Below are 26,451 nucleotides of genomic sequence, written 5' to 3'. Positions count from 1 at the left end.
CTTAATATTTCATTAACTTATAATTCTATATGACTCTTCTTTTAGAGGTGAGATTTTAAAATGACTATACAAGAGAAGATACAAAAACTAAAAAAGGAAAAGAATGCTATAATTTTAGCTCATAATTATCAGCTTCCAGAAGTTCAAGATATAGCAGACTTTGTAGGAGACTCCTTAGAGCTTGCAAGAATTTCCGCCCAAGTAAAGGAAGAAGTCATCATATTTTGTGGCGTGCATTTTATGGCTGAAACAGCCTCTATCCTTGCTCCGGACAAAAAAGTTATACTTCCCGATCTTTTTGCGGGTTGTCCCCTTGCCAATACTATTACTCCGAGAGAAGTCAAGGAACTAAAAGAAAAGTACCCTAATTATGCAGTAGTAGCATATGTAAATACATCAGCAGAAGTAAAAGCAGAAAGTGATTACATTTGCACCTCTGCTAATGCCACCTTCATAGTAGAGAAAATTCCAGAAGAAAAAGTTATTTTTATACCTGACAGAAATTTAGGATATTATGTTAGCAAACATACTAAAAAGGAGATAATCATATGGAATGGCTTTTGCCCAACCCATCAAAGAATACTTCCTCAAGACATTATTGCCCTTAAAGAAAAATATAAAGACGCTAAAGTAGTAGTTCATCCAGAGTGTAGAAAAGAAGTCTTAGATCTCGCAGACAAAATTGCAAGTACCAGTGGGATAATTAAATTTGTAAAAGAAGATAACGGAAAACGCTATATTATAGGAACAGAAGTTGGACTTTTACACCGCTTAAGAAAAGAAAACCCTGAAAAGGAATTTTACCTTGCATCCCCCCTTGCAATATGTCCCAATATGAAAAAAATCACTCTTGATAAAATATTAACGAGTCTTGAGAATTTAGAGCCAGAGGTTAAAGTAGAAGAGTCTACCCGAGAGAAAGCTATAAAACCCATAGAAAGAATGCTTAGTTTATGATAGAAAGGTTTATATTGCCTTTTTCTGAGAAAGATTTTGAAAAAGAATACGATTTAATAATAGTAGGTAGCGGTATAGCAGGACTTATATCAGCATATTATGCTCCTGAAAATTTCAAAATAGCCCTATTTTCTAAAGATAGATTAGAAGAAAGTAATACGTACTATGCTCAAGGTGGAATTGCTGTAGCTCTAAATCCTGAAGACTCTCCAGAACTCCACTATAAGGATACTTTAAGTGCAGGAGCAGACTTTAACGAAGAAAAAATTGTAAAAATAGTAGTACAAGAAGGCATAGAGAGAGTAAAAGACCTTATTAAATTAGGGGTAAATTTTGATAAAATTGATGGTCTCGCCTTTACAAAAGAAGCTGCCCATAGCAAGAGAAGAATAATTCATGCCCAAGGAGATGCCACAGGATATGAAGTAGCAAGAACCCTTATAAACATTGTAAAAGACAGAAAGAATACGAATATCTACGAGCACTACGTGTTGATAGATCTATTAACCTATGAAGATGAGGTATATGGGGGCGTTTTTTTCGACACAAAAGAAAGGAAAATTAGAATATTTACTTCAAAATACATTATATTAGCCACAGGTGGTGCAGGTCAACTATATCTACATACTACAAATCCTCTCACTGCAACAGGGGATGGCATTGCAATCGCGTTTAGGGCTGGTGCAAGAATAATGGATCTTGAATTCTTTCAATTTCATCCCACCTCTCTTGATGTGGCTTCTCCACAAAGATTTCTCATCTCTGAAGCAGTAAGAGGTGAAGGAGCCTATCTTTTAAATGCCTTTGGAGAAAGATTTATGTTAAACTATCACCCCCTCGCGGAACTTGCCCCAAGAGATGTAGTGACAAGGGCAATATTTTTCGAAATGTTAGAAACTCAAGATAGAATATATTTGGATCTTAGACCCATTGGGGAGAAAAAGATAAAAGAAAGATTTCCCAATATTTACAAAAAATGTATGGAACACGGCATAGATATTACTAAGGAATTAGTACCAGTTTCCCCTGCTGCTCATTATTTTATGGGAGGAATTGAAACCGACGAATATGGAAGGACAAATTTAAAAAATCTCTATGCATGTGGAGAGACTGCATGTACAGGACTGCATGGTGCTAATAGATTAGCAAGTAATTCCCTCTTAGAGGGACTTGTCTTTGGTAAAAGATGTATTGATGCCATATTGAATGAAGATCCAGCTAAGAATCACTCTATTCCAAAACATCAAAATAACCTCCTGAATATTTCTCTTAACGAGGTAAATCAAGGAATAAAAATTCTTAAAAAAATCCTTTGGGATAAAGTAGGAATTATAAGGAATGAAACAGAATTAAAAGATGCAGAAAATATTATTGATAACTTAATTGAAAAACTGCATAATTCCTTTATTCTAGATAGATCCTTTGTGGAACTTAAAAATATGCTTTTAATATCCAAATTTATGATAAATTCTGCTTTAATAAGAAAGGAAAGTCGTGGAGCACATTTTAGAATAGATTATCCAAAATCTAAGGAAGAATGGAAAAAACATATAATCTGGGAAAGAGAAAAAGAGGTGATATTTTGTGAGGTTAATTCCTTACCTTCATTTAAGAAAAATTGTTGAAGAAGCATTAAAAGAAGATATAGGCTTTGGAGATATTACTACAGAAAGCACTATCCCTGAAGATATGATTTCAAGAGCAGTAATTATAGCAAAGGAGGAAGGAATACTTGCAGGTTTACCCGTAGCAGAAGAGGTTTTTAAACTCCTTGATAGTAAAATAGAATTTAAAGAATTTAAAAAGGATGGAGATGAAATCAAAAAGGGAGATGTAATTTTAGAGATAAAAGGAAAAACAAAAACAATTCTGATGGGAGAAAGAACTGCTCTAAATTTTCTTCAAAGGCTTTCAGGTATAGCAACCTATACAAAGAAATGTGTGGATGTTGTAAAGCCTTATGGGGTCAAGATTTTAGATACAAGAAAAACTACTCCAACTTTGCGTATTTTTGAAAAATATGCAGTAAAAATAGGTGGTGGCGAAAATCACCGATTTGGACTTTATGACATGGTCCTAATAAAGGATAATCATATAAGAGCTGTTGGAAGCATAAAAGAGGCGATAGAAAGAGTAAGAGAAAGAGTATCTCATGTTTACAAAATAGAAGTAGAAGTGACTAACTTAGAAGAACTAAAGGAGGCTCTTGAAAGTAAAGCTGATATTGTGCTTTTAGATAATATGGACTATGATACTCTTAAAGAGGCAGTAAGTATAGCAAAGGGAAAAGTAATGATTGAGGTTTCTGGAAATATCTCCTTAGAGGATTTGGAAAAGATTGCCAGATTAGGTGTAAACTTTATATCAATAGGAAAACTTACCCACTCTTACAAAAGTTTAGACTTAAGCTTAGAACTACTCTAAATGCTGAAAAACAAGACAGAAAAAGAAAAAGCCTATATATTTCTTATAATTGGCATAACAGCTATGGCTTCAGCTTCTTTAATAATAAGACTCACCTCTGCTCCACCTATAATCATAGCCTCCTATAGGTTACTTATTGCATCTTTAATTCTACTTTTATTAAACAGAAAAACCTTAAAATTGCCTAAAAATCTCCCTATATTACTTATTGCAGGACTTTCCTTAGGTATGCATTTCTACTCATGGATTTCTTCCCTTTTCTTGACCACTGTTGCTAATGCAGTAGTCCTTGTAAATACAAGTCCCATTTTTATCTCTCTTCTTTCTTATATATTTGAGAAGAAAAAACCTACAAGAAGTTTTTTTCTTTCTTTATTTTTTATACTTCTGGGTATAGTTTTAATAACTAATAACAAAATCTCTTTAAAATTTGGAAAGGGAGAACTACTTGCTATATTAGGAGCTATTACTTTTGCCATCTATCTTTATACGGGAAGGTATTTATCTCCCAATTTAAGTGTGTCTTCATATATCACATTAGTCTATTTCACAGGAGGGATAATCCTTTTAGTATTTGCAATTCTAACAAAAACACCTCTTATAGTGTACCCTCTCAAAATATACTTCAATGTTTTTCTACTTGCACTAATTCCTCAACTTATAGGACATACATCAGCAAACTATGCTATAAGAATTCTTTCTACTAATGCAACTTCCATCATATTAATAGGTGAAACAGTTATAGCTACACTCCTTGCTTTAGTCTTTCTTAAAGAAAAAATAACCCTCCTCCAAACCTTAGGAATGCTTCTTATTATTATTGGAATCATTTACTCTTCCCTTAAAGAAAAATAATTGTAAATTTCCCAAGCTACTTTTTCTTGTTCTCTAAAATTACCAAAGATAACTCCCTTAGGAAGTAGCCTGTTTATAATTTTTTTATACATTCCTTCAAGCTTACCTGGAGGAAATTTAGCAAAAGGAGTTCCTGGTAGAGGCATAAAGGTATGAGCATGCACTCTTGCTCCCATTTTTACTAATTCTTCTATAAATTTTAAAGTTTCTTCAATATCTCTTTCTTCTTCATAAGGAAGCCCAAAAATAAAATCCACATTAGCTTTTAAACCATATCTTAAAGTTAAACTAACAGCTCTATAAACATCCTCAACAGTATGTCCTCTGTGAGCTAAATCAAGAATCCTCTGACTTCCAGATTGGGCTCCTATTACTAAATTATCATTATCAGCATAGGTTTTAAGAAGCTCCAAAATTTCTTCTCTAACATGTTCGGGCCTTACCTCCGAAGGAAAAGATCCAAAAAATATTCTTCCCTTATCTCCAATTATATTTCTTATTCCATAAAGTAACTCTTCAAGCCTTCTTAAATTAACATCTTTTCCTGTAAGAGAACCGTAAGCAAAAGCATTAGGGGTTATAAATCTTATGTCTTTCAAATTAAGCTTATTCATTATTTTAACGATATCTAAAATTTTTTCCGTACTCCTATGCCTCATAACTCCCCCAAAAATTCTTGGAGTTTGACAAAAATAACATCCATAAGGACATCCTCTGCTTATTTCAATAGGGCCAAACCTTTTAAATCTTAGAGAGAAAGGAAAATAATCATCAAGCTTGACAAAAGATTCTCCTTTAAAAATTCCTTTAACATCTTCCCCAGAAATAATTCTTTTAATAATCTCGGGGAAGATCTTCTCTCCTTCTCCCACTACTACAATGTCTGCTCCAATTTTAAGTGTACTATAAGGATCGCCTGAGGCATGAGGTCCTCCCGCAATAATTTTTACATTTTCTATTTTTTCTTTTATCCTTTTTAAAAGAGCCTCTGTTTCAAAAAACTGAGTAGTAAAGAAGGATACACAAAAAATATAAAATACATCCTTTTCTATATTTTCTAACCAAAAATCAACTTGGCTTTTTTCTACAAAACCTATCTCAAAATTTTTAAAGTCTTTTTCTAAAGCTCCAAGCAGAGCATTTATACTATATTTATTCTCTTTAACATCGTAAAATACTATCTTGTATTTCATGATTAATAATTTTACAAAAAATAAATTTGACTTTTAAGGTTCCCTTAAATAAAATAATTGAAAATTTTCACAAACCAAAAGGAGGAATTTTGCTATGAACTTCGATGAAAGGTTTTTAGGAGAGGCTTTAACTTTCGACGATATATTATTAGTACCAGCATATAGTGAAGTGACTCCTAGAGAAGTAAGCGTAGATACTTATCTTACTGATAGAATTCATTTAAATATACCCATATTAAGTGCTGCTATGGATACCGTAACAGAAGCAAGAATGGCAATAGCTATAGCAAGAGAGGGTGGTCTTGGTATAATCCATAGAAATATGAGTATTGAGAGACAAGCGGAAGAAGTAGATAAGGTAAAAAGATCTGAACATGGTATGATCACAGATCCTATTTTCTTATACCCTGATCAAACAGTAGGTGAAGCTTTAAGTATAATGGCAAAATATCACATTTCGGGCCTTCCTGTGGTAGAAAGAGACGGGAAATTAGTAGGTATTGTGACAAACAGAGATTTGAGGTTTGAATCAGACATGAACAAAAAAGTATCTGAGATCATGACTAAAGACAACCTTATAGTAGCTCAGGTAGGAATAACCATAAAAGACGCCCAAGAGATACTTCAAAGATATAAAATTGAGAAACTTCCCATTGTAGATAAAGACTTCAAATTAAAGGGACTTATAACCATCAAAGACATACAAAAAATGAGACAATATCCTAATGCTGCAAAGGATAAAAAAGGTAGGCTTCTTGCAGGTGCAGCTATAGGTGTTGGAGATGAGGCTATAAGAAGAGCAAAAGCCCTTGTAGAGGCAGAAGTAGATGTAATCGTAATTGATACTGCTCATGGTCACCATAAGAAGGTGTTAGAAACGGTAAAGGAACTTAAGAAATTATTCTCAAAAGAGGTTGTCATTGTTGCTGGAAATGTGGCTACGGCAGAAGGTACGAAAGCTTTAATTGATGCAGGTGCAGATGTGGTCAAAGTAGGAATTGGGCCAGGATCTATATGTACCACAAGGGTAGTAGCAGGAATAGGAGTACCACAATTTTCTGCCATATGGGAATGTGCTAAGGAGGCCCAAAAACATAATGTACCTATTATTGCCGATGGAGGCATAAAATTTTCTGGAGACATTACCAAAGCTATAGCAGCAGGTGCTCATGCAGTAATGTTAGGAAGTCTACTTGCAGGAACCGAAGAAAGCCCTGGTGAAATAGAGATATATCAAGGAAGAAGTTTTAAGGTATATAGAGGAATGGGATCTTTATCAGCCATGAAAGAAGGAAGCAAAGACAGATATTTCCAAGAAAATTCAGAAAAATTAGTACCCGAAGGTATTGAGGGAAGAGTACCCTATAGAGGACCTGTATCGGAAGTACTATTTCAACTCGTTGGTGGATTAAAATCTGGGATGGGGTACTGTGGAGTTAAAAATCTTGAAGAACTAAGAACTAAGACAAAATTCATAAAGATTACCAATGCAGGATTAAGGGAAAGCCATCCTCACGACATAATAATCACAAGGGAGGCGCCTAATTATAGTATTTCCACATGGGAAAATCATTGAAAATCTTCGTTTATAACCTTAACTACTTCTTCTATACTACTGTTAACAGAAGATAAAAACTTAAAATGTACCTTTAGAGCTCCTATATCTCCTAAAGGGATATGGGAGATTTTTTCCTCTATATCCATAACAGTCCTTGTAAAAAGGTAAAATCTGTCAAAACCATGCCCAATTAAATCATTAGGCTTCAATCTCTCTTTTAACCTGTTTGCAAGGTTATAAACAGTATTCTTTCTCACATTATCTGAAATAAGCCCCTCAAACTCATAAGAGATCTTACCAAACGCAAAAGGACCTTGAGTCTTATACATCTCCCTCCATAATATGGGAAAAAAGTATGGCAGTGAAAGGGTCCCTGTAAGGGGATCTACAAGAGAAAATCTTCTTGGAAGCCTTATGGTAAATGTGGTACCTTCTCCCACCTTACTTGTCGCTGAAATCTTTCCACCATGTGCCTCAACAATACTCTTTACTATAGAAAGACCAAGACCTGTCCCACTTGTAGACTTTCTCAAAGAACTATCTACCCTGTAAAATCTATCAAAAATGTGGGGAAGATGCTCTGGCGGAATTCCCACTCCCTGATCTTGTACTTCTATTAATATATCCTCCATCTTATCAGCAACCCTAACCCATACATTCCCTCCGTTAGGTGAATACTTAATAGCATTATCTAAAAGATTATGAAAAACTTGAGTAAGCCTTGCAGAGTCACCAAGAACAAAGGTAGGATATTCAGGAAATTGTAAAACTATAGTATGTTTTGAGGTCCGAGTCTGAAAGAAAGTAGCTCTCTCTTTTATTATCTTTCTTATTTCTACCATGTCTTTTTTTAACTCAATTCTACCTGATTCTATCCTTGATACCTCAAGCAAATCATTTACAAGCTGAGTTAGTCTTTCCGATTCTTTATAAATTATTTGATAGTAGTTTCTCACCCTTTCTGGAGGAAGATTCATCTTCATTAAAAGTTCACTATAACCCTTTATAGCTGTTAATGGTGTCTTCAATTCGTGGGATACATTGGCAACAAATTCTGATTTCATTCTATCAAGTTCTTTTGCCAAGCTTATATCTCTAAGAGCAAGGATAAAATTGGTAACTTTTCTTCCTTCCCAAGTGCCCGAAAGATTACATCCTAAGATAATTTCTTTCTCCCCATTCCAAACCTTCATCTCATACTGCATCAAAGAAAGTCCTTGAAAAACCATTTTGTCCAACGGACACTCAGAACACATTATTTCTCCCGATAAATTCCTACATTTTAAAACTTCTGTACATCTCTTGCCTGCTTGCCCAAATGAAAGCTGAAAAATCTCACTTGCCACATTGTTGAACATGGATAGTCTTTTTCTACCATCTAAAATGACAAGCCCATCCCCTACATTTTCAAGAATCTTTTTCATCTTTTCCCTTTCTAAATTAACCTGGCTATAGAGTAATGCTTTATTCAAGGCTATAGAAGTCTCATATGCCAAGTTCATAAGCATGTCCAGGTCATAATCTGTAAATTTTCTGTTTCTATTACTGTTAATAATCTCTATAGCTCCAAGAACCTCATCTTCCACCTTTAATGGTACACAAATTATGGATCCTGTTTTAAATCCAGAAAGTTTATCATAATAACTTGAAAAACGTGGGTCTTTTTGAGGATTATTGATAATTACAGGAGATCCATTCTCTACAACCCAACCTACTACCCCTTCTCCCTTAGATAGTTTTTTTCCTTCCAATAATTCCCCTTTTTCCCCTATAGCTTTTTCAAATATTAAATCTCCTGTCTCCTTATCTTTTAAAAAGATCGTCCCACCATCGGCTCCTAAGAGCTTTACTGCAGATTCTAAGATTAAAGATAATACCTCCTTAGTCTCTAAAGAGGAATTGACAGTCTTTATTATCTCCGAAAAAATCTTCATCTCATTAATTTTCTGCTCAAGCCTTAAGCTTTCTCTGCCTATATAGTTTAAGAACAAAGCAAGAATTATAGCTATAATACCAAGTTCAATAACCCTAATATAGGTAGAACTTAAAATTATATTGATTCCTTGAACAATACCAAAGAGAGTAAAAATAAGAGTAACTAATATTGCAGAAAGTATGGCAGATCTAAAATCATACCTAAAAGCCGATGAGACTATGGGAAAAATAAGGAACAAATACAAATCACTGGAAATGCCTCCCGTGAGATACACAAGTATGGCTACAATAATCACATCTATTGCAGAAAAAATCTCGTATTTATAAAAAAGAGAATATTTATAAATAGGAAAAACCGTTGTAATCAATATATAAACAGAGGAGATTATAAGGAATATGTTAAAAATGCTTTGGCTTATTGGAGGAATTATGTCAAATTTTACAAGAAGTAAGGCTGTAAAAAGAAGTAACCCTCTAAATAAAGATAGAAATTTTTCTTTCTTCTCGTTATAATAAGTTTTCATAAGATATTAAAAATTATTTCTTAATCTCTCTACTCTCCTAAAAGATTTTCTACCCTTGTAATCAAATCAGCAAGTCCAAAAGGTTTAGTCATGTAATCGTCAGCCCCCATACTAAAACCTACCTTCTTGTCAAGATTGCTGGATCTTGCGGTCAATATTAGGACAAGAGAATTTAAAGAAGGGTCCTCTTTAATCTGCTCACATATGGTATATCCATCAATATCAGGAAGCATTATGTCTAAAATCACTAAATCTGGATTTAATTCCTTTATTTTTTCTAGTGCCTCTCTACCCGTACCAGCCTCATGAATTTCATACTTATTCAAAAACCCTAAGGTCTCTTTAATGAGTCCCCTTACATTTTCTTCATCTTCTACAATTAATATTTTCTTCATTACTTACCTCCCAAATCAAATTTAACATTTCTTTAATTTTATCTTAGGATATTTTATTATATTATACTAACAAAAAAATTACGAGGTGAATGGTATGAATTTAAAGGAAGCTATAGAAAACAAGCTCAAAGAGATAATAGACCCAGAGGTTGGACTTGACTTAGTTACTCTAAATACCATAGACAAGTTAGAAGTAGATAATGATGGAAATGTAAAAATAGTGTTCAGACCGACAACTCCTTTCTGTCCCTTAGGAATACAACTTGCTCTTTCCATCAAAAAGGCAGTTAAAGAAATAGAGGGAGTAAAGAATGTGGATATAGAAGTAGTAGATTTCATATTTGCAGAACAAGCTAATGAATTATTAAAAAATCAATAGACTAAATTTCTCTTTGAACTATCCATTCCTCAAAGAGCTCCCTTACAGGGAGCTCTTCAATAAAAATAGACGGTTTACTAAAAATGTTCATATCTTTTACTCTTTTTGTAAGATGCGTAATCACATATAGTTCCTTTTTTGCTCTTGTAACTGCCACATAAAAAAGCCTTCTTTCCTCTTCTATATTTTCCATACTTTTGTAAGAAGGAAATTCTCCCTGAACAAGCCTTAAAATAAATACAGCATGCCACTCAAGCCCTTTAGCCTGATGGACTGTGGACAAAACTACAAAATCCTTTTCTTCCCCCTCTTCTATGAGTTTCTCTCCTGCATAGGTATAAAGGGTAAGTTCACTCAAAAACTTCTCAAGATCATCATATCTTTCTGAAAAGAGAATAAGCTGATCAACGTCTTTTTCTCTATCTTTGAAGTCAGGATAAGTTCTTTCTAAATAATCTTTATAATACTCATGGAAAAAAATTCTTAAAATCTCTGAAAACCTTTGAATTGGAATAGGTTTAATCTTATCCCAAAGAACTTTCAATATTCTTATACCTTCAAGAGTCCTACCACTGAATGGCAATTGGAAAATTCTTTCAAAATCATTAGATTCTTTCAAAACTTGGGATAGTTTTTTGGCATAAGATCTACCAATACCAGGAAATAACTTAAAAAACCTTTGAGCAGAGATTTCATCCTGAGGATTAAAAATAATTTTTAAAAGAGAAAGCATATCTTTTATATGAGCTTGCTCAAAAAATCTTAATCCACCTCTAACCTCGTATGGTATACCCTGAATGGTGAGTTCCATCTGGACAGCCATAGAATGATAATTAGATCTAAAGAGCACCCCTATATCTTTGTATTTAATACCTTCTCGATGCAATTCTTTTATAACTTCAACTACAAATTGAGCTTCTTCCTCCTCATCCCTTACCCATACAAGTTTTGGTTTGCTTCCACTTTTTAGGACAGGTTTTATTTCTTTAAAATATTGCCTTGTATTTCTCTTTATTATCTCATTGGCAAGATTTATTATCTCAGGAGTACTTCTATAATTAAATACCAAATAAAAAATTCTTGTTCCAGAAAAAACTTCTGGAAAAGACAAAATGTTCTCAATAGTTGCTCCTCTAAAAGAATATATACTTTGAGCATCATCGCCGACTACCAATATGTTTTTATTTTCTTCCCTCATAAGTTTTATAATTTCTCCTTGAAGCCAATTTGTATCTTGATATTCATCCACAAGGATGTATAAAAATCTATCGTTCAAAACTTTTCTTGTCTTCTCATCCTCTAAAAGAAGTCTGTACCAAAAGAAAAGTAAGTCATCATAATCAAGGACATTAAGCTCTCTTTTTCTTTCTTTATACCTCTCAAATAATTTTTGAATAATCTCAATCTTATCTATTATTTGAGGTGCTTTTATCTTTAAAACCTCTTCCCAATCTTTTCCCGTGTTTACCTTATAACTAAAAATTTCACCTAACATTCCCTTACCAACATCTTCCTTAGGAAATAATTCTTCAAGACACTCATCAATAAGATCCAAAGAATCTTCCCTATCGAGAATGTTATATTGTCCACCAATACCTATTCTTTTCCCATAAATTCTCAATATTCTATTTCCCACATGATGAAACGTTCCACCCCAAATTTCTTCAATGTCCTCTCTTATAAGTGCTTGGGTTCTATTAATCATGTGTCTTGCAGCTTGGTTAGTAAAGGTCAAAAGCATTATATTTTGAGGAGAATAACCCAAGGCTACAAGATACCCTACCCTATAGACAATAGTTCTTGTTTTTCCAGATCCTGGCCCAGCAATAACTAAAGAGGGGCCATCTGATTCTAAGACTATCTTTCTTTGTTCCTCATTAAGATCCCTTTCAACTCTCTCAAGAAATTCTTTTTTCTTCTTTGAGGGTATTATGAATATTTTCTTTTCACCATCAAATTGGTTATTCATGATAAACTATTATATAATAGTTTAAGCTGAAATTAATTTACAGAGGAGGATAAAATGAAAAAGAATAACATTCTTGTAATGCTATTATTGCTATGCTTCTTGCTGACCTTAGTCTTTGCCCAAACTCAAACTCCCACAAAAACTCAACCCCCTAAAAGGCAGGCTACAATTTTTATTTTACATGTACTAACCTTTGATAGCTTGTCAAAAACAAATTTGGAAAAAGACTTAAAAGCCCTTGATGACACCTTTAGAATGGGTATACCTATATACCATCCTGCAATTGGTTTAAACTTATCCTTTTACACCAAACTTCACCAAAAAGGACTCCCCTATCCGTCTATGATAAACAGAATCCTTAAAAATTTAGTAGCTCCCCTAAGTTCTTCTAATCTTCCTGAAAAGACCGGTATAAACATAGTACTTTATACCCAAGACGATAAAGACTTATATAACGGAAAAACATTATTTCTAAACTTCGCCCTTTCTGCAGTTAAAGAATATGCTAAGACAAAAGATTTAAATAAATTTGGAGCTCAAATAATAGCTTTCTTAGAAACTGAAAAATTAGAATATAAAAATGGAGTTTTTTCCTCTAAAAATTATGACTTTGAATGGATCTTAAAATTATAGAGGTAGGAATCTATGTATCACGAGGTAAAATCAAATTTCGTCTATCTAATACATCCATTGCCAGGAATACTTATAACAAGTATTGGAAAAAATAACAATCCAAATGTAATGTCGGCTTCATGGATAACCCCTATAAGCATAAATCCTCCTCTTATTAGTATAAGCTTAAGACCTGAAAGATATACCTACGAACTAATTAAAGAAACAGGAGATTTTGCAATAAATATACCAGATTACTCATTAAGAAAAGCGGTATTTATTTGTGGAAGATACTCGGGAAGAAAGATAAACAAATTCAAAAAATCAAATCTTACGCCTATACCCGCAAAGAAAATAAGATCTCCTATAGTTAAAGAGTGTTTAGCTCATATTGAATGTACCCTTGAGAGAATCATTGATCTTCCTGCGGATCATCATATTATAATTGGCAGAGTACAGTATGCTCAAGCCCACGAAGAATTTTTCAAAAATACCTACATTCCTGAAAAATTTAAACCCCTTTTATATTTTGGAAAGGACATTTATGGGACTATAGACACTTATGAACATATTAAAACTGAGGAGTTTTGAAATGAAGACTGCAAGGTTTACAACTTTAATCCTCCTACTCCTCCTTTTAGTAATAAGCTTATCGTATGCTATATCTTACGAAGAGATTTTGGAAAGGATGTCATCTTTCTACAGGAATCTTCAAAGTTTTTACTGTATCCTCGAAGTCTATAATAAAGCTGGAAATACTGAAGAAAACGTAACCTATGAATACTACTTTCAAAAACCAGATAAATTAAGACTGGAAGTCCTTGAAGGAAAAGACAAAGGAACCACCATTGTGTACCAAAACAATAGAATAAGATATAAAAAAGGAGGAGTTTTAAGCTTTATACCTTTATCTCTAAACATAGACGACCCCATTGTGCTTTCTATAAGAAAGGGAAGAATAAATGAGCTAACTTTTGACTACATTCTTGACATACTGAGTAAATATAAGCCCAAATCTATAAAAGAGGTAAGTATATTTGGATACAATTGTTATGTTATTGAAATTGGGGAAAGCAAAGATCGTTTATATAATTATTCCATGCAGAGAATATATGTAGAAAAGAATACCTTCGTCCCAATTCAATTGGAGCAATACGAAAATATAAATGGACAAAACGAATTAGTCCATAAAAGAATATATAGAAACTTTAAAATAAACTTACCTATAGATGAGAAAATTTTTAACATATAAAAAATGAGTATAGAAGTTAGATTAGAAAACATCACAAAAACTTTTAAAACAAAAAATGAAATCTTATATGCTCTTAAAAACATAAACTTTAAAATACCCCCTGGCAAAACCATATCCATATTAGGGCCTTCAGGATGTGGTAAGACTACCCTTTTAAAGATAATTGCAGGTTTAGAAAGACCCGATGAAGGAAAAATATTTTTTAATAATGAAGACGTAACAGAACTTTCTCCTTATGAAAGAAAAATTGGCATGGTTTTTCAGAACTATGCCCTTTATCCCCACTATAAAGCAAGAGGAAATTTAGCTTTTCCTTTCTGGATTAAAAAAACCCCTGAAAAAGAGATTGATGAAAAAATAAAGGAAACAGCAAAAATTCTTGGTGTAGGATTTGAATATCTATTAGACAAAAAACCTAAGGAGCTTTCTGGAGGAGAGCAACAAAGAGTTGCCATAGGGCGATGCATAATAAGAAATCCATCAATTATGCTCTTTGATGAACCTCTCTCTAATCTTGACGCAAAACTTAGGGTTATTACAAGAGCTCAACTAAAAAGGCTTCTTGTAATGTTTAATACAACCTCTGTGTATGTAACCCATGACCAGACCGAGGCAATAAGTATAGGAGATCTCATAGGAATCATGAATAATGGAGAAATAATTCAAATAGGGACCTATGATGAAATAGCAAATAATCCACAAAATGCCTTTGTAGCATCTTTTTTTGGAAAACCTTCCATGAATTTGATAGAAGTAAAAGTAATTAACTCTCAGATTATATGGAGAAACAAGGGTATACCCTTAGAAAAACCAATAGAAGATGGAGAATATCTTTTAGGATTTCATGGGAGGGATGTACTAATAAATCCCGATGGAGATATTAAAGGCGAGATATATTTTATTGATGGTACTCCGGCAGATCCTTCTAAAATATTACACATACAATTAGAAGATAACACTTCCATAAAAATTGAGATTAAATCAGGAGAAATATACCGTTGTGGAGAAAATATATCTTTCTCTCTACCAAAGAGGATTTATCTTTTTAAAAAAAGTACAGGTGAGAGAGTAGTATAAAGGAGGTTAAATCTATGAGAAAAAGAATTATCTTTTTAGGAATTTTACTTCTTGTTTTAATTTCTCCAATTTTCTCTTGGTCAGCTCACAGAGAAATGACAGAGCTCATATTGAAAGATTATCCATGGCTTGGAAAATATAATAAAATAAAAGTTACACCGTATACCTATAACGATCCTTCGCCCTATAATCCAGCCTATGCCATACCTTATAGGGGAGAAAAAATAGGAGATACCATAGATGCTATAACAATTATTACAAGATATGTAATAGAACCAGACAATGGTATGGATGATAACATCAACTTAAATTCCATGCAAAAACTCACAGGAGGAAGCTCAGGATGGAGACACCAATACTACATTGCCCTTGGAGGAGCATTAAAACTGGGGGAAGCTCCAAAAAGGATAATACATTTCTGGAACTTAGCAAAGGAAGCTTTTCAAAAGAAAGATTATTATTGGGGATTTAGATTCTTTGCCTACAGTCTCCATTATCTCCAAGACCTAACTCAACCCTTTCATGCCTATCCTATGCCCCTTGGAAATGTAATTAAAAATATCTTTAATCTTGATAAAGTAATTGCTCAAGGAGAAAATCACCACTATACCCTTGAAGATTACCAAGAATATCAAATCTTAAATCAAAATCCCTTATATATTGATACCTTAAAGAAAGCAAAACCCTATAAAATAGAAAATCCTGAGGAAGCAGGAATTAAAGCAGCATGGACAGCAAGAAATGATGCAGGAAAATTATTTGAAATTCAATCAAAGTATTTTCCGGGCATTAACAACACTAAAAATTATAAGGCTCCAAAAGAATTGTTTAAAGGAAATAATTCTACTCTTAAAGAAGAATATGATAAAATTATTCTTCGTAATTTAGAAAATTTTGCAGGATATACTAAAGGATATTTGGAATTCTTGAAAGAATTTTTAGAAAAAATAGAAGATGGGAAGTAGAATATGAAAAGAATATTGATAGTAGTTTTTATAATCATAGCACTAGCTTTAACTATTTTCTATAAATTAAACAATACTCTTTCCGTAAAAGTAGAAAGAGTTAACCGAAAAAATTTGAATTTAACCATTAACTTAAGTGGTAATCTTTCCTTTCTAAGGAAAATAGAGATTTATCCAAAGATCTCAGGAACCGTTAGAGAAGTAAGAGTAAAACCAGGAGATAAGGTGAAAAAAGGAGAAGTTTTAGCAATAATAGATGCAGAAGATCTAAAAAAACAAATAGAACAGATTAAAAATATAATTGAACTTGCTAAAATCAGCAGTGCCTTTAGTACCTTTAATCCCCAATCAGAAATTAAGATAAGTCAAGATCAGATAAAAACCTTGGAGTCATATTATGAATCTTTAAACAAACTGTATGAAGAAAGGATAATAAGATCTCCCATAAATGGGATTATTGCAAAGATCAATATTTCTCCATTAGAAACAGTACAGGCCTCTCAAAACAACTTAAATTTAAATAATCTTTTAGGAAACTTCGCAAATTTACTTAATATGTTTAACTTATCTTTGCCTCAAAATAATCCAGCTTTTATTGTAATTGACCCCACTTCATTGAATGCCATATTAAAAGTGGATGAAAATAATATTTTAAAGATTAAAGAGGGGCAAAAGGCGGTAGTTAATGTGGATGCCCTTGATCAAAACCCATGGGAAGGAAAAGTTGCCTCTATAAGCAAAATTCCATCTCTAAACAAAGATGGGACCTATTCATATGAAATCTATATCCCTCTTCCCCAATTGGGAGAAATGGTTGTGGAAGGAATGACCATTTCAGCCACCATAAATATCGGAGAAAAGAAGAATATTCTTACTATTCCCTTAAATGCCATAACCTTTAAGGAGGGAAAAACCTATGTATATCTATATGAAAATGGAAGAGCAAAAGAGAAAGAAATCATGATTGGAGATATGACCCTTGATGAGATTGAGATAAAAGAAGGACTAAGAGAGGGAGACCTTGTAATAATATCACCTATTGATAAGATCTCAAATAATATGAAAGTAAAAATAGAAAATAGCATAAAATGAAGACACAGCTTAAGGAAAACTTAAAATTAGCTCTTTATTCCTTGAAATCTAACAAGCTTAGGTCTTTTTTAACCATATTAGGAATAATCATTGGAGTATTTTCTGTGGTACTCCTCATATCTATAGGAGAGGGCGCTAAAAATCAAACTCTTCAAATAATAGAAAATCTTGGTAGTAATACCTTAATAATATTTCCATCGGCTTTGGAAACTGGAGGAACTTTCACTTCCATACAAATACAAAGGACAAGAAGAGGAATACCTCAGCTATTTAATTATAATGACCTATTATATCTAAGGGCTCTCTTTAAAAATGAATTATTAGTTTCTTCTTTAATATCCTCTTACTACAATGTTTACTACCAAATCTTTCCCCTTGAAGCTACTGTTCATGGTACTGATAATGATGGACTCTTAATAAACAGAGATTCCATAAGTGAGGGAAGATTTTTTACTTCCTATGAGCAAAATGCAAAAGAGAAAGTATGTATTGTAGGACCTAAGGTAGCAAAAAACATAGCCATTAATTACAAGGAAGCCATAAATAAAATAATAAAAATTGGAGATCACAACTTTCGAATAATAGGCGTCTTAAAAGAGAGAGGATATAATCAAAGCTTAGGAGATTTAGACTCAAGAATAATAATCCCCCTAACTACTGCTTTGATGTTAAAAGGTGACCAAATTTTGAATTTCCTTATCGTACAAGTCAGAGATAGCAAAAACATAGAAATATATAGACAAAAATTGATATTTGTCCTAAAGCAAAGAAGAGGAAAATTAAATTTTGTCATTGCAAAGCAAGAAGATTTACTCTCTGCTATGAACGATATATTAAACATACTGACTTTAACCCTTGCTGGAATAGCAGCTATCTCCCTTATTGTGGGAGGAATAGGTATCATGAATATAATGCTGGTTTCTGTAACGGAAAGATATAAAGAGATAGGAATTAGAAAAGCAATTGGAGCGAAGAAGAAAGATATTCTTATACAATTTTTAACCGAATCTGGATTTTTAGGAATGATTGGTGGAACCCTTGGAATAGGCCTATCTATCATCACAGGAGAAATACTATCCAGATTTGAGGTACCTTATAATCTCTCTTACTCAACCCTAATTTTAGGCTTTCTATTTTCCCTTTTTATTGGGCTCATCTTTGGAGTTTTACCTGCCATGAGAGCAGCAAATTTAGATCCCATTCAAGCTTTGCGCTCAGAGTAAAATTTTTTATTTTTTAAAATTTCTTTTTTCAATATATTGATTTTTTATTTTAAATTTTATAAACTTATTCATAGAAATTTTAAAGGAGGAAGGGAATGCCACATCCATTACCAAGATGTCCTATATGCGGTAATGAAATGGTAATTAAAAAGCTTGAATGCCCTAATTGTAAAATTACCATAGAGGGTGAATTTTGGGTAAACCGCTTAGCAAGTCTTCCTCAAGAAGAGCTTGAATTCTTAGAATTGTTCTTAAAAACCCGAGGAAATGTTAAGGAAATGGAAAGAATTTTAAAGCTTTCCTATCCTACGGTAAGAAGTAAATTAGATAGTATTCTCAAGAAACTTGGACTTCTTTCTGAGGAAGAGGAAGAACCTAAGGATAAAGTAAAATGGATTATAAACAAACTTGAAAGAGGAGAAATAACTGTACAGGATGCTCTGAAAATTTTAGAGGAGGGAGAAGATGTTTAATAAGATATTTTGGAGTGTTGTATTAATAATTTTAGGGCTATCTCTTTTAGCGAACAATTTTGATATCCCTTTACTGAAGGATTTATGGAAATTATGGCCCCTAATTTTTGTGTATATTGGTCTAAAGTTGATATTCCCTAAAAAAAGGAGGAGTTTAAGGATGAAAGAAGAGAGATATAAAATTTTAAAACTTGTAGAAGAAGGAAGAATAAAAGCTGACGAAGCAGAAGAACTAATAAAAACATTGGAGGAAACTAGTAAAAAGGAGAAAAGATATTTAAGAGTAAACGTTATTGAAAATGGTAAGAATATTGTAAATATAAATGTACCTCTTTCCTTATTAAAGTGGGGATTAAAGTTTGCTAACACCTATGCTGAAAAGTATGGAGAAAAAGTAGAAATATCTCCTGAAGAGATAGAAAACCTCGTTAATGACCCTGATTTTAGAGGAAAACTTGTAGATATAAATACTCCTGAAGATAACGTACAAGTTATAATTGAGATTGTATAATTACAATCTTATAAGTTTGAGATTTCCCCATACACCAAGATGTTTACCATAAACTATTACTACCTGTATTACTTCGGGAAACCTTTGGGCAAATTCAAGAGCAACTTCTATATCTTTATCAGTTTTAATCATATTTCCAAGGGTTGTTGCTAAGGCATCTGAAAAAATTGCTGAAGGGGACACAATCATTACCGCATCAGCCACTCCAAAACTTAAGGAAGGACCAACCGTTCCTGACGATGTACATACTCCAAAGGTTGTTCCAGGAGGAATTAAAACACCTATTTTGTTACTCCAAGGTGATTCACCAGCAAATATAGCTACTTTTCTCTCTCTCTTTGTAGAGATGAATATATCTCCACCGTTTTCCACAATAATTTCGTCAGAATAATTCAAAAGCTCTTTTCCTATGTACTCTGCTATAGCTCCAGCCACCGAAGCCATAGGACCAACTCCTGCCTTTTCTGACCAAAAACTCATTTCCTTTACTATCTCAGGAGCGTTACCTTTGGGTTTATAAGGAGTCAAGGTTAATTTAAATACTGGATCTTTTAAAATATAGTCTTCAATCTGTCTTCTATAAAATATTAAAAGTTTTTCTGCCTCTTTTCTTAGATCTTTTTTAGCAAGAATGTATAGATCACTCTCTTGTACCTTTACCTGAAAAGACACAAGGTCAGGAGCTCTCATATATTTTCTATAGGTTCTCTCTATATACTTATCCGATGACATTTCCACAATTGAAAATGGGGGAGAAAGTAAAAACCATCTCCCCCATTTTATTTCATCAAGTCTTAATTTTATACAAAAATTTTCATCTCCATAGCATTATATGGACAAATCTCTATACATACTCCGCATGCGGTACACTTTTGAGAATCAAAACCAACCATCAATGTCTTCTCATTTCTATACAAGGCCTTTGTCGGACAATAACTTACACAATACCCACAATGGACACACTTTTCTTCAAGCCATATCACATCCTTAGACAAGGGCTGTATAGATACTCCAAGATCTTTTAAATACTCTATACCCTTTAAAAAATTATCGTCTTCTCCTGATATTTCCAAAACCATAACCCCTTCTGCATCAGGAGTAATGGTGGCTTTCAATATATTAAAATCAAGATCAAACTTCTTCACCAAGTTTACAATTATGGGTTTATCTGCAAGCTCTTTAGGAAAGTGTAAGACAATCCTTTCAGTTCTCATCTCTTCTCCACCTCCTCCAATACCTCTTTCCCGCTAAAGGGTTTAAATTTGATTCCTGACTCAACTCCAGGAATTGGGGCAGATGGAGAAGTAAGTAAGAATTTACCTTCTTTAATCCATTCTTTAAGAATTTCAGCAATTCTTCTTGCCTTAAAATAGCTAGAAAGAGGACTTGTAGGAACTTTTTTGCCAAACAATTCTATTTCTCCACTTCTCAATTCCTTATAGGTTACATAAGCTATAACGTCCGATTCTCTATTTGGATAGGCTGTAGCATAATCCACTACAGGGGCTAATATATCCTCATCACTTACAGAAGTGTAAAAAGCAATTTCCTCATTTAAAATAGGAATAGGAACTCCAATTCCCACTGCAAGAGACACGCCATATCCCTTCATGCTAACGCCTCTAAGCCATTCACTACTCATTTGTTTCAAATCTCCTATTACTGCAAGAGTTCCTGCGCCCCCCTTTGGTATTCCTCTTTCCGTTCTCTCTACATTCGGATTATGTTGAGTCCCATGCCAAGCTACGTATCCTATTCCTCCTCCAAGAAATATTCTTGTGCCTATTCCTATGGTTTTATAGTAAGGATCATTTAATAGGGGAGAGAGTTGTCCTGCACTGCTATAATTAGCATTCCCAAAGCGGGGCTTCAGCATTCCTAGGTAGGTATATATAGTCTTATCTGATGAATTTACAGCTACATTATAGTTTTGATAAGCGTTTCTTATATTAAAAAGCACTGCTTCATTCAAATCATGTATAGTTATATATGCATCAAGAAATTTTCTTGGGTAACAATCAGTGCCATAAGCTTGAGCGGTGATTCTTATTTCTTTTCCTGAAACAAGATCCTCTATTACATGTCCACCACCATACTCAAAATCACCAGGATAATATTTATTTCTGGGATCATCATCGGGAAGAGCATTTGCTCCAAGGAAAAGATCCACTGCTGCGTATGCTGCATAAGCTGGAACACCATTTAAATAAACCCTTCCTCCACCAAGTTTTATTTTTGGTTTTGTATGTCCTATGTTAAAATATATTCCCGATGAACACATAATACCAAAAGTTCCCGTTGTTACCACATCAACTTCCTTTGCAGCTTTTTCTACTCCTTTTTCTCTCACAATATCAATCATCTCTTCGGCAGTAACCACCACTGCCTTACCCTGGCGGATCTTCTCATTTATTTCCTCAATTGTCTTTGCCATTCTCTATACCTCCCTTTTTCGAATTTTGATATGTTTGCTTCTATATGAACCGCCCTTTTCGGGCAAGGCATGATCCATAACAATTTCATCACCTCCTCAAAACCATAAAATTTATCAGATATAATACCAAAATCGTCGGAGTTTTTCAATAACTACTCAAAAATTTTTAGCAGCTTGCATAAATGCATCAATATTCTCAAGAGGGGTCCCCACAGGAATATCACATCCAGAACTTAATATAAAATTCTCCACATCTTTCATCCTTTCCAGGAGTTTCCAAGTTCTCTCATACACCATCTCAGGACTTCCCTGCAAAAACACCCCTACAGGATCCAAATTACCTATCAAATTTACCTTCGAAGGAACAATCTCAGATGCCCATTTTAAATCCACAGCACTATCAAGACTTAATCCCCAAGCGCCACTTTTACCCATATCCTCAATCAAGTGTTTAGTATTCCCACATATATGATAAATAAGAGGTCTCTTAATCTCTGAGGAAAGATATTTGAAATATTTCATTGAGAACTCTTTAAAAAGCTGAGGAGAAAGAATTACCGCTGTAGGTTCTAGGACTGCAACTACATCTATTCCTGTCTCAAAAAGGACCTTAGCATATTCTAAAATCACCTTTGTAGTAAATTCCACAACCTCTTTAACAAACTCTGGCTCCTCTAATACATTAATCCCTAAATCATTTACACCCATAAGCTCTCCAGCAAGAGTAAAGGGACCAATAACATATCCTCCTTTAATTCTATCAAACTCCTTTACCATCATCTCACAGACTTTTATAAAAACTTTCATTCTTCCAGAAATACCATTCCATTTTCTTTTTAACTCAGCTAAAGCCTCCCTATCTTTTATAGGATGTTCTCTTACTGATGGATTCTCATTTTCTGGAAAATCAATTTTTAATCCTAAAGCTTCTGCTTCCACAGTAAGATCCATAAAGGGAAAGATTCCATCAGGATTAAATCTCTCTAAAATTTTATAAAGGGTTTTAAATTGAATGGAGGGATCAATTAAATTTTGCTTAAGAGTAGTACCTGTAAGTTTAATTCCTGGAGCTCCTAAAAGAGGAATTACAAGTCTCTTCTTTTCAGAAATCATCATGTTCTAACCCCACCCTATAAATTTCACAAATAACTCTTGAAACTCAGAGGATAACGATAAATCTATATATTTAACTTTTTTAATTATCTCCTCTGCTTCTTCTATTAACTCCTTATTAAGAAGCAATATCTCTGCGCCCATTAAAGCTGTATTCCCTGAAATAACAAATTTTTTAATTTCAATAGGAGGTAAAAGCCCTACTTTAATAGCATTCTCTAAATTAATGTAATTTCCAAAGGTTCCTGCCACATATATTCTATCGAGATCTTCATAGGTAATATCAGCTTTATTAAGTAATACCTCTATTCCAGCCCTTATAGCAGACTTTGCCAATTGAAACTCTCTTATATCTTTTTGGGTTATCCTCACCTTTCCTACGTTAAACTCATTTTTTCTCATTCTTCCTGTTTTATCTAATACCTCCAAATCCAGCATTACCGCTATAGCATCTACCAAACCCGAACCCGTTATACCTTTTTCCTCTGTACCCCCAATGACACTATACTTTACCTTACCGTCCTCAATCCACACATGATCTATAGCACCACTTACTGCTATCATTCCCTGAGATATATTTCCTCCCTCAAAAGCAGGACCTGCTGCAGTAGCGCAGGAAAATAATTTGTTATCATGCTTCAATACTATTTCCCCATTAGTTCCTATGTCTATAAGGAGACTATTTTCAGGTTTACGATGCATACCTAAAGCTAAAATTCCTGATACAATATCCCCACCTATATAGCCAGAAATAAGAGGAAAAGTGTAAATTTTTGCATTTTTAATGCTTTTAAAAAGGTCTTTAGAAGAAATTAGAAAACTCTTCTTAAAGACTGGAGTAAAGGGGAAAACCCCAATACTTGAAGGATCTACTCCAAGAAAAATATGTGTCATTATAGAATTACCAACTATAGAACCAACATAAACATCATTAACACTTATATCCTTTTCCTTGCAAAGACTACCTATCATATCCTCAAGTTTAGAAATGAGCAGATCCCATAAAACAAAAAGCCCATGAGGATCACTCATTACATAATTAATTCGTGAAAGAACATCAGCTCCATAAGAAACCTGAGGATTAATCTCCATCTTAACTCCTACTCTTTTACCTGTGGTAATATCTAAAAGAGAAACAACCAAAGTTGTAGTTCCGATATCTATAGCAAATCCATAAATTTTTTCTAAATCTTTCTCCCTCAAATCTATGACCTCATTATCTAACACTACTATGGTCCCTTCCAAGTATCCATCCTTTAAAAAGCTTGGTAATCTTCTAACTATTTCTAAATTTCTTACGACATATTTCCTTTTTTCTATATACTCTATATAAGAGATATCTATATCTTTAGAATCTATTTTATTCCGGAATCTCTCTAAGTTTACTAAGGGATTTAAAGAAGTTTTATATTCTATCTCTTTAGAAAAATTGAAAGTACTAATCTCTTCTAAAACTTCTATCTCTAAGTCCTCTTCAATAGTTAGGTGACAAACAAGCCTAATATTATTTTTAATCTCTTCCTCTGAAAGAAGTCTCTTCTCTTCCTCAGTCAAAGTTAAACTATTGCCCTTCAAAACCCTTACTTTACACTTTCCACACCATCCTGCCCCATTACATATGGAAGGTACACTTACATTGTTATCCCTCAACACCCTGAGGAGATTTTCTCCCTTTTCTGAGTAAATTAATTTATCTTTGCCTATCCTAATTTTATACATTTATCCTAAACCCATAAGCTGATTTACAAGATCCACTGCAGATGGAGCATCAGGAGCATAACCATCAGCACCTATCTCCTTGGCAAAGCTTTCTGTTACAGGAGCTCCCCCTACAATTACTTTAACCTTCCTCCTCACCCCTTCTTTTTCAAGAACATCTATGGTCACTTTCATATAAGACATAGTTGTAGTAAGTAAAGCAGACATACCTACTATATCAGGATTATACTCTCTTATAGCCTCCACAAATTTTTCAGGGGGAACATCAATTCCAAGATCAATAACCTCATATCCAGCTCCTTCTAGCATCATAGATACTAAATTCTTTCCTATATCATGTAAATCACCTTTAACCGTCCCAATTACTACTTTTCCTTTTATAATACCAGAATTTTTAGCAATTAAAGGTTTTAATATATCCATTCCTGCTTGCATTGCTCTAGCTGCAACTAAAACTTCAGGTACAAATATTTCATTATTTTTAAATCTCTCCCCAATAACACTCATTCCTGCAAGAAGTCCATTATTTATAATTTCCTCAGGATTTAAGCCCTTTTCCAAAGTCTTACTTACAAGTTCTTGAACCTTTTTTCTATTTCCCGCTATAACAGCATTGGCAATCTCCTCTAAATCTACCATTTAATTTTTACACCTCCTAAAAAAACGTTTTTCTATTTTGACGATATTATAACATATCATCTTACTTAAAAAGTTAAGCTAAAAACCTATCTTCTTTTTGCAGTACTCTCTCTTATTACCAATTTCGTTGGTAATTTTATATGCTGTATTGGCATATTAGGATTTTTCAATCTTTCAATTAAAATTTCAGCAGCTTTTGCCCCCATCTCATAAAAAGGTTGAGAAACCGTAGTTAAAGCAGGTATCGTCAAATTTGCCAGGGTATCATCAAAGCCTATTACGGAAACATCCTCCGGGATCCTATAGCCCCTTCTTATCAATATCTTCATAACCTGGATTGCCATAAAATCACTAAAGGTAAAGATTGCAGTTGGGGGATCAGGTAATGAAAAAAGTTCATTTATTGCTTTCTCTTCGTCAACTTTGTCGTAAAATATTTTTAAAAGATTATCATCAAAGGGAATTCCAGCATCTTCAAGAGCCTTTTTATACCCTTCAATTCTTTCTTGAACAATTATACTTTCAGGGTTTATAGTTATGTGAGCAATCCGCTTATGTCCCAACTCTACAAAATGCATCACTGCCTCATAGCTTCCTTTAACATTGTCCGCATAAACCACATCATGCTCTGGAAGTCTTGGATGTTCAAGAATAACAAGAGGTATATTTTTCTTCTGAGCTATCTTACTCACTTCCTCGTTAGAAAGAGCTCCAGCAATTATGCCATCCACCCTTCTTTCCAGCATTATATTCATATATCTTACTTCTCTTAAAGTTTTCCCATCGGTGTTACATAGAAACAAAGTGTAGCCATTTTGTCTTGCCACATCTTCTATACCTCTTGCCATATTAGGAAAAACAGGGTTTGCAATATCTAAAACAAAAAATGCAATAGCCTCCGTCTTTTGTTTTGCAAGACTTCGAGCTATAGCATTGGGCTTATAATCAAGAGCCTTTACTGCCTCAAGAACTCTCCTTCTTGTCTCTTCACTTATCTTTATTCCGGGAGTATTATTAAGCACAAAAGAGACTGTAGATCTTGAAACTCCTGCAAGCCTTGCCACATCCCAACTGGTGGGTGCTTTTTTCTTCTTTGTCATAGATCCTCCCTCCGCTTTGAGAAATAATTACTTACTAACACAAGTTATTTTT

General features: G+C 33.6%; 26 protein-coding genes and 1 pseudogene. 16 read left to right on the top strand and 11 right to left on the bottom strand.

All coding sequences use genetic code 11. From position 1 onward, the window contains the following. The first annotated feature begins 60 nt into the window (after window positions 1-60). The 4 genes from nadA to DTUR_RS03795 are packed head-to-tail and all read left to right on the top strand — an operon-like array spanning window position 61 to window position 4,236. Window positions 61-957 carry a quinolinate synthase NadA gene (nadA, locus tag DTUR_RS03810; protein WP_012583121.1) on the top strand — a complete coding sequence of 299 codons (897 nt, stop codon included), beginning with the start codon at window positions 61-63 and terminating at the stop codon, window positions 955-957. After that, entirely contained in the window at window positions 954-2,582 is a 1,629-nt protein-coding gene (gene nadB / locus DTUR_RS03805) for an L-aspartate oxidase (protein WP_012583120.1), read from the top strand. The genes nadA and nadB overlap by 4 nt, the downstream gene beginning before the upstream one ends. Then, window positions 2,542-3,381, top strand: coding sequence for a carboxylating nicotinate-nucleotide diphosphorylase (nadC, locus tag DTUR_RS03800; protein ID WP_012583119.1), 840 nt, complete (start codon window positions 2,542-2,544; stop codon window positions 3,379-3,381). Before nadB ends, nadC begins: the two co-directional genes overlap by 41 nt. Continuing rightward, window positions 3,382-4,236 (top strand): DMT family transporter, encoded by an 855-nt coding sequence (locus tag DTUR_RS03795; RefSeq protein WP_012583118.1) that lies wholly within the window; start codon window positions 3,382-3,384, stop codon window positions 4,234-4,236. On the opposite strand, the gene DTUR_RS03790 is transcribed toward DTUR_RS03795, so the two are convergent. Further along, the gene (locus tag DTUR_RS03790; protein WP_012583117.1) at window positions 4,212-5,429 is read right to left on the bottom strand and encodes a TIGR04013 family B12-binding domain/radical SAM domain-containing protein; all 1,218 of its coding nucleotides are present in this window, start codon (window positions 5,427-5,429) and stop codon (window positions 4,212-4,214) included. The genes DTUR_RS03795 and DTUR_RS03790 overlap by 25 nt on opposite strands. Before the next feature lie 94 nt (window positions 5,430-5,523). Here DTUR_RS03790 and guaB point away from each other — a divergent pair, with 94 nt between their 5' ends. After that, window positions 5,524-7,005 (top strand): IMP dehydrogenase, encoded by a 1,482-nt coding sequence (gene guaB / locus DTUR_RS03785; RefSeq protein WP_012583116.1) that lies wholly within the window; start codon window positions 5,524-5,526, stop codon window positions 7,003-7,005. On the opposite strand, the gene DTUR_RS03780 is transcribed toward guaB, so the two are convergent. Further along, complete coding sequence (locus DTUR_RS03780) at window positions 6,999-9,446, bottom strand: ATP-binding protein (RefSeq protein WP_012583115.1); 2,448 nt, start codon at window positions 9,444-9,446, stop codon at window positions 6,999-7,001. The genes guaB and DTUR_RS03780 overlap by 7 nt on opposite strands. A gap of 29 nt (window positions 9,447-9,475) precedes the next feature. Then, on the bottom strand, window positions 9,476-9,841 hold the full coding sequence (locus DTUR_RS03775; protein WP_012583114.1) for a response regulator transcription factor: 366 nt from the start codon (window positions 9,839-9,841) through the stop codon (window positions 9,476-9,478). 94 nt (window positions 9,842-9,935) lie between these two features. On the opposite strand from DTUR_RS03775, the gene DTUR_RS03770 reads away from it, so the two are divergent. Continuing rightward, the gene (locus tag DTUR_RS03770) at window positions 9,936-10,220 is read left to right on the top strand and encodes a metal-sulfur cluster assembly factor (protein WP_012583113.1); all 285 of its coding nucleotides are present in this window, start codon (window positions 9,936-9,938) and stop codon (window positions 10,218-10,220) included. Window position 10,221: 1 nt separating this feature from the next. On the opposite strand, the gene DTUR_RS03765 is transcribed toward DTUR_RS03770, so the two are convergent. After that, window positions 10,222-12,189, bottom strand: coding sequence for an ATP-dependent helicase (locus tag DTUR_RS03765; protein ID WP_012583112.1), 1,968 nt, complete (start codon window positions 12,187-12,189; stop codon window positions 10,222-10,224). 54 nt (window positions 12,190-12,243) lie between these two features. Here DTUR_RS03765 and DTUR_RS03760 point away from each other — a divergent pair, with 54 nt between their 5' ends. The 10 genes and pseudogenes from DTUR_RS03760 to DTUR_RS03720 all read left to right on the top strand — a co-directional run bounded on the left by DTUR_RS03760 (window position 12,244) and on the right by DTUR_RS03720 (window position 19,394). After that, complete coding sequence (locus DTUR_RS03760; RefSeq protein ID WP_012583111.1) at window positions 12,244-12,822, top strand: hypothetical protein; 579 nt, start codon at window positions 12,244-12,246, stop codon at window positions 12,820-12,822. 12 nt (window positions 12,823-12,834) lie between these two features. Further along, on the top strand, window positions 12,835-13,392 hold the full coding sequence (locus DTUR_RS03755; protein WP_012583110.1) for a flavin reductase family protein: 558 nt from the start codon (window positions 12,835-12,837) through the stop codon (window positions 13,390-13,392). A gap of 1 nt (window position 13,393) precedes the next feature. Beyond that, entirely contained in the window at window positions 13,394-14,053 is a 660-nt protein-coding gene (locus tag DTUR_RS03750) for a LolA family protein (protein WP_012583109.1), read from the top strand. A gap of 3 nt (window positions 14,054-14,056) precedes the next feature. Beyond that, entirely contained in the window at window positions 14,057-15,130 is a 1,074-nt protein-coding gene (locus DTUR_RS03745; RefSeq protein ID WP_012583108.1) for an ABC transporter ATP-binding protein, read from the top strand. Between the two features lie 14 nt (window positions 15,131-15,144). Beyond that, entirely contained in the window at window positions 15,145-16,095 is a 951-nt protein-coding gene (locus DTUR_RS03740; RefSeq protein WP_012583107.1) for a phospholipase C/P1 nuclease family protein, read from the top strand. Window positions 16,096-16,098: 3 nt separating this feature from the next. Continuing rightward, window positions 16,099-17,187 (top strand): efflux RND transporter periplasmic adaptor subunit, encoded by a 1,089-nt coding sequence (locus tag DTUR_RS03735; protein ID WP_012583106.1) that lies wholly within the window; start codon window positions 16,099-16,101, stop codon window positions 17,185-17,187. Continuing rightward, the gene (locus DTUR_RS03730; RefSeq protein WP_012583105.1) at window positions 17,184-18,410 is read left to right on the top strand and encodes an ABC transporter permease; all 1,227 of its coding nucleotides are present in this window, start codon (window positions 17,184-17,186) and stop codon (window positions 18,408-18,410) included. The genes DTUR_RS03735 and DTUR_RS03730 overlap by 4 nt, the downstream gene beginning before the upstream one ends. 95 nt (window positions 18,411-18,505) lie before the next feature. Then, window positions 18,506-18,883 carry a DUF2089 domain-containing protein gene (locus DTUR_RS03725; RefSeq protein ID WP_012583104.1) on the top strand — a complete coding sequence of 126 codons (378 nt, stop codon included), beginning with the start codon at window positions 18,506-18,508 and terminating at the stop codon, window positions 18,881-18,883. Beyond that, window positions 18,876-19,022, top strand: a pseudogene (locus DTUR_RS09640) (LiaI-LiaF-like domain-containing protein); the annotation flags it as partial. The gene DTUR_RS03725 and the pseudogene DTUR_RS09640, both read left to right, overlap by 8 nt. 21 nt (window positions 19,023-19,043) lie before the next feature. Then, window positions 19,044-19,394, top strand: coding sequence for an SHOCT-like domain-containing protein (locus tag DTUR_RS03720; protein WP_012583103.1), 351 nt, complete (start codon window positions 19,044-19,046; stop codon window positions 19,392-19,394). Here the strand turns inward: DTUR_RS03720 and DTUR_RS03715 are convergent, their stop codons facing one another. The 7 genes from DTUR_RS03715 to DTUR_RS03685 all read right to left on the bottom strand — a co-directional run bounded on the left by DTUR_RS03715 (window position 19,395) and on the right by DTUR_RS03685 (window position 26,399). Beyond that, window positions 19,395-20,126 (bottom strand): UPF0280 family protein, encoded by a 732-nt coding sequence (locus DTUR_RS03715; RefSeq protein ID WP_012583102.1) that lies wholly within the window; start codon window positions 20,124-20,126, stop codon window positions 19,395-19,397. Window positions 20,127-20,194: 68 nt separating this feature from the next. Then, a complete protein-coding gene (locus DTUR_RS03710; protein WP_012583101.1) occupies window positions 20,195-20,608 on the bottom strand; it encodes an NIL domain-containing protein in 414 nt (137 codons plus the stop codon). Then, window positions 20,605-21,828: a homocysteine biosynthesis protein gene (locus tag DTUR_RS03705; RefSeq protein ID WP_012583100.1), complete on the bottom strand. Its 1,224-nt coding sequence runs from the start codon at window positions 21,826-21,828 to the stop codon at window positions 20,605-20,607. Before DTUR_RS03705 ends, DTUR_RS03710 begins: the two co-directional genes overlap by 4 nt. A gap of 156 nt (window positions 21,829-21,984) precedes the next feature. Further along, window positions 21,985-22,944: a uroporphyrinogen decarboxylase family protein gene (locus tag DTUR_RS03700; protein ID WP_012583099.1), complete on the bottom strand. Its 960-nt coding sequence runs from the start codon at window positions 22,942-22,944 to the stop codon at window positions 21,985-21,987. Window positions 22,945-22,947: 3 nt separating this feature from the next. Next, window positions 22,948-24,660 carry an ASKHA domain-containing protein gene (locus DTUR_RS03695; protein ID WP_012583098.1) on the bottom strand — a complete coding sequence of 571 codons (1,713 nt, stop codon included), beginning with the start codon at window positions 24,658-24,660 and terminating at the stop codon, window positions 22,948-22,950. Further along, window positions 24,661-25,299, bottom strand: coding sequence for a cobalamin B12-binding domain-containing protein (locus DTUR_RS03690; protein ID WP_012583097.1), 639 nt, complete (start codon window positions 25,297-25,299; stop codon window positions 24,661-24,663). It abuts the gene before it with no gap. Window positions 25,300-25,385: 86 nt separating this feature from the next. Then, window positions 25,386-26,399: a LacI family DNA-binding transcriptional regulator gene (locus tag DTUR_RS03685; protein WP_012583096.1), complete on the bottom strand. Its 1,014-nt coding sequence runs from the start codon at window positions 26,397-26,399 to the stop codon at window positions 25,386-25,388. Between the last annotated feature and the right edge of the window lie 52 nt (window positions 26,400-26,451).

The sequence above is a fragment of the Dictyoglomus turgidum DSM 6724 genome, assembly GCF_000021645.1.
GTDB classification, from domain to species: Bacteria; Dictyoglomota; Dictyoglomia; order Dictyoglomales; family Dictyoglomaceae; genus Dictyoglomus; species Dictyoglomus turgidum.
This window is presented reverse-complemented; position numbering and strand designations above follow the sequence as displayed.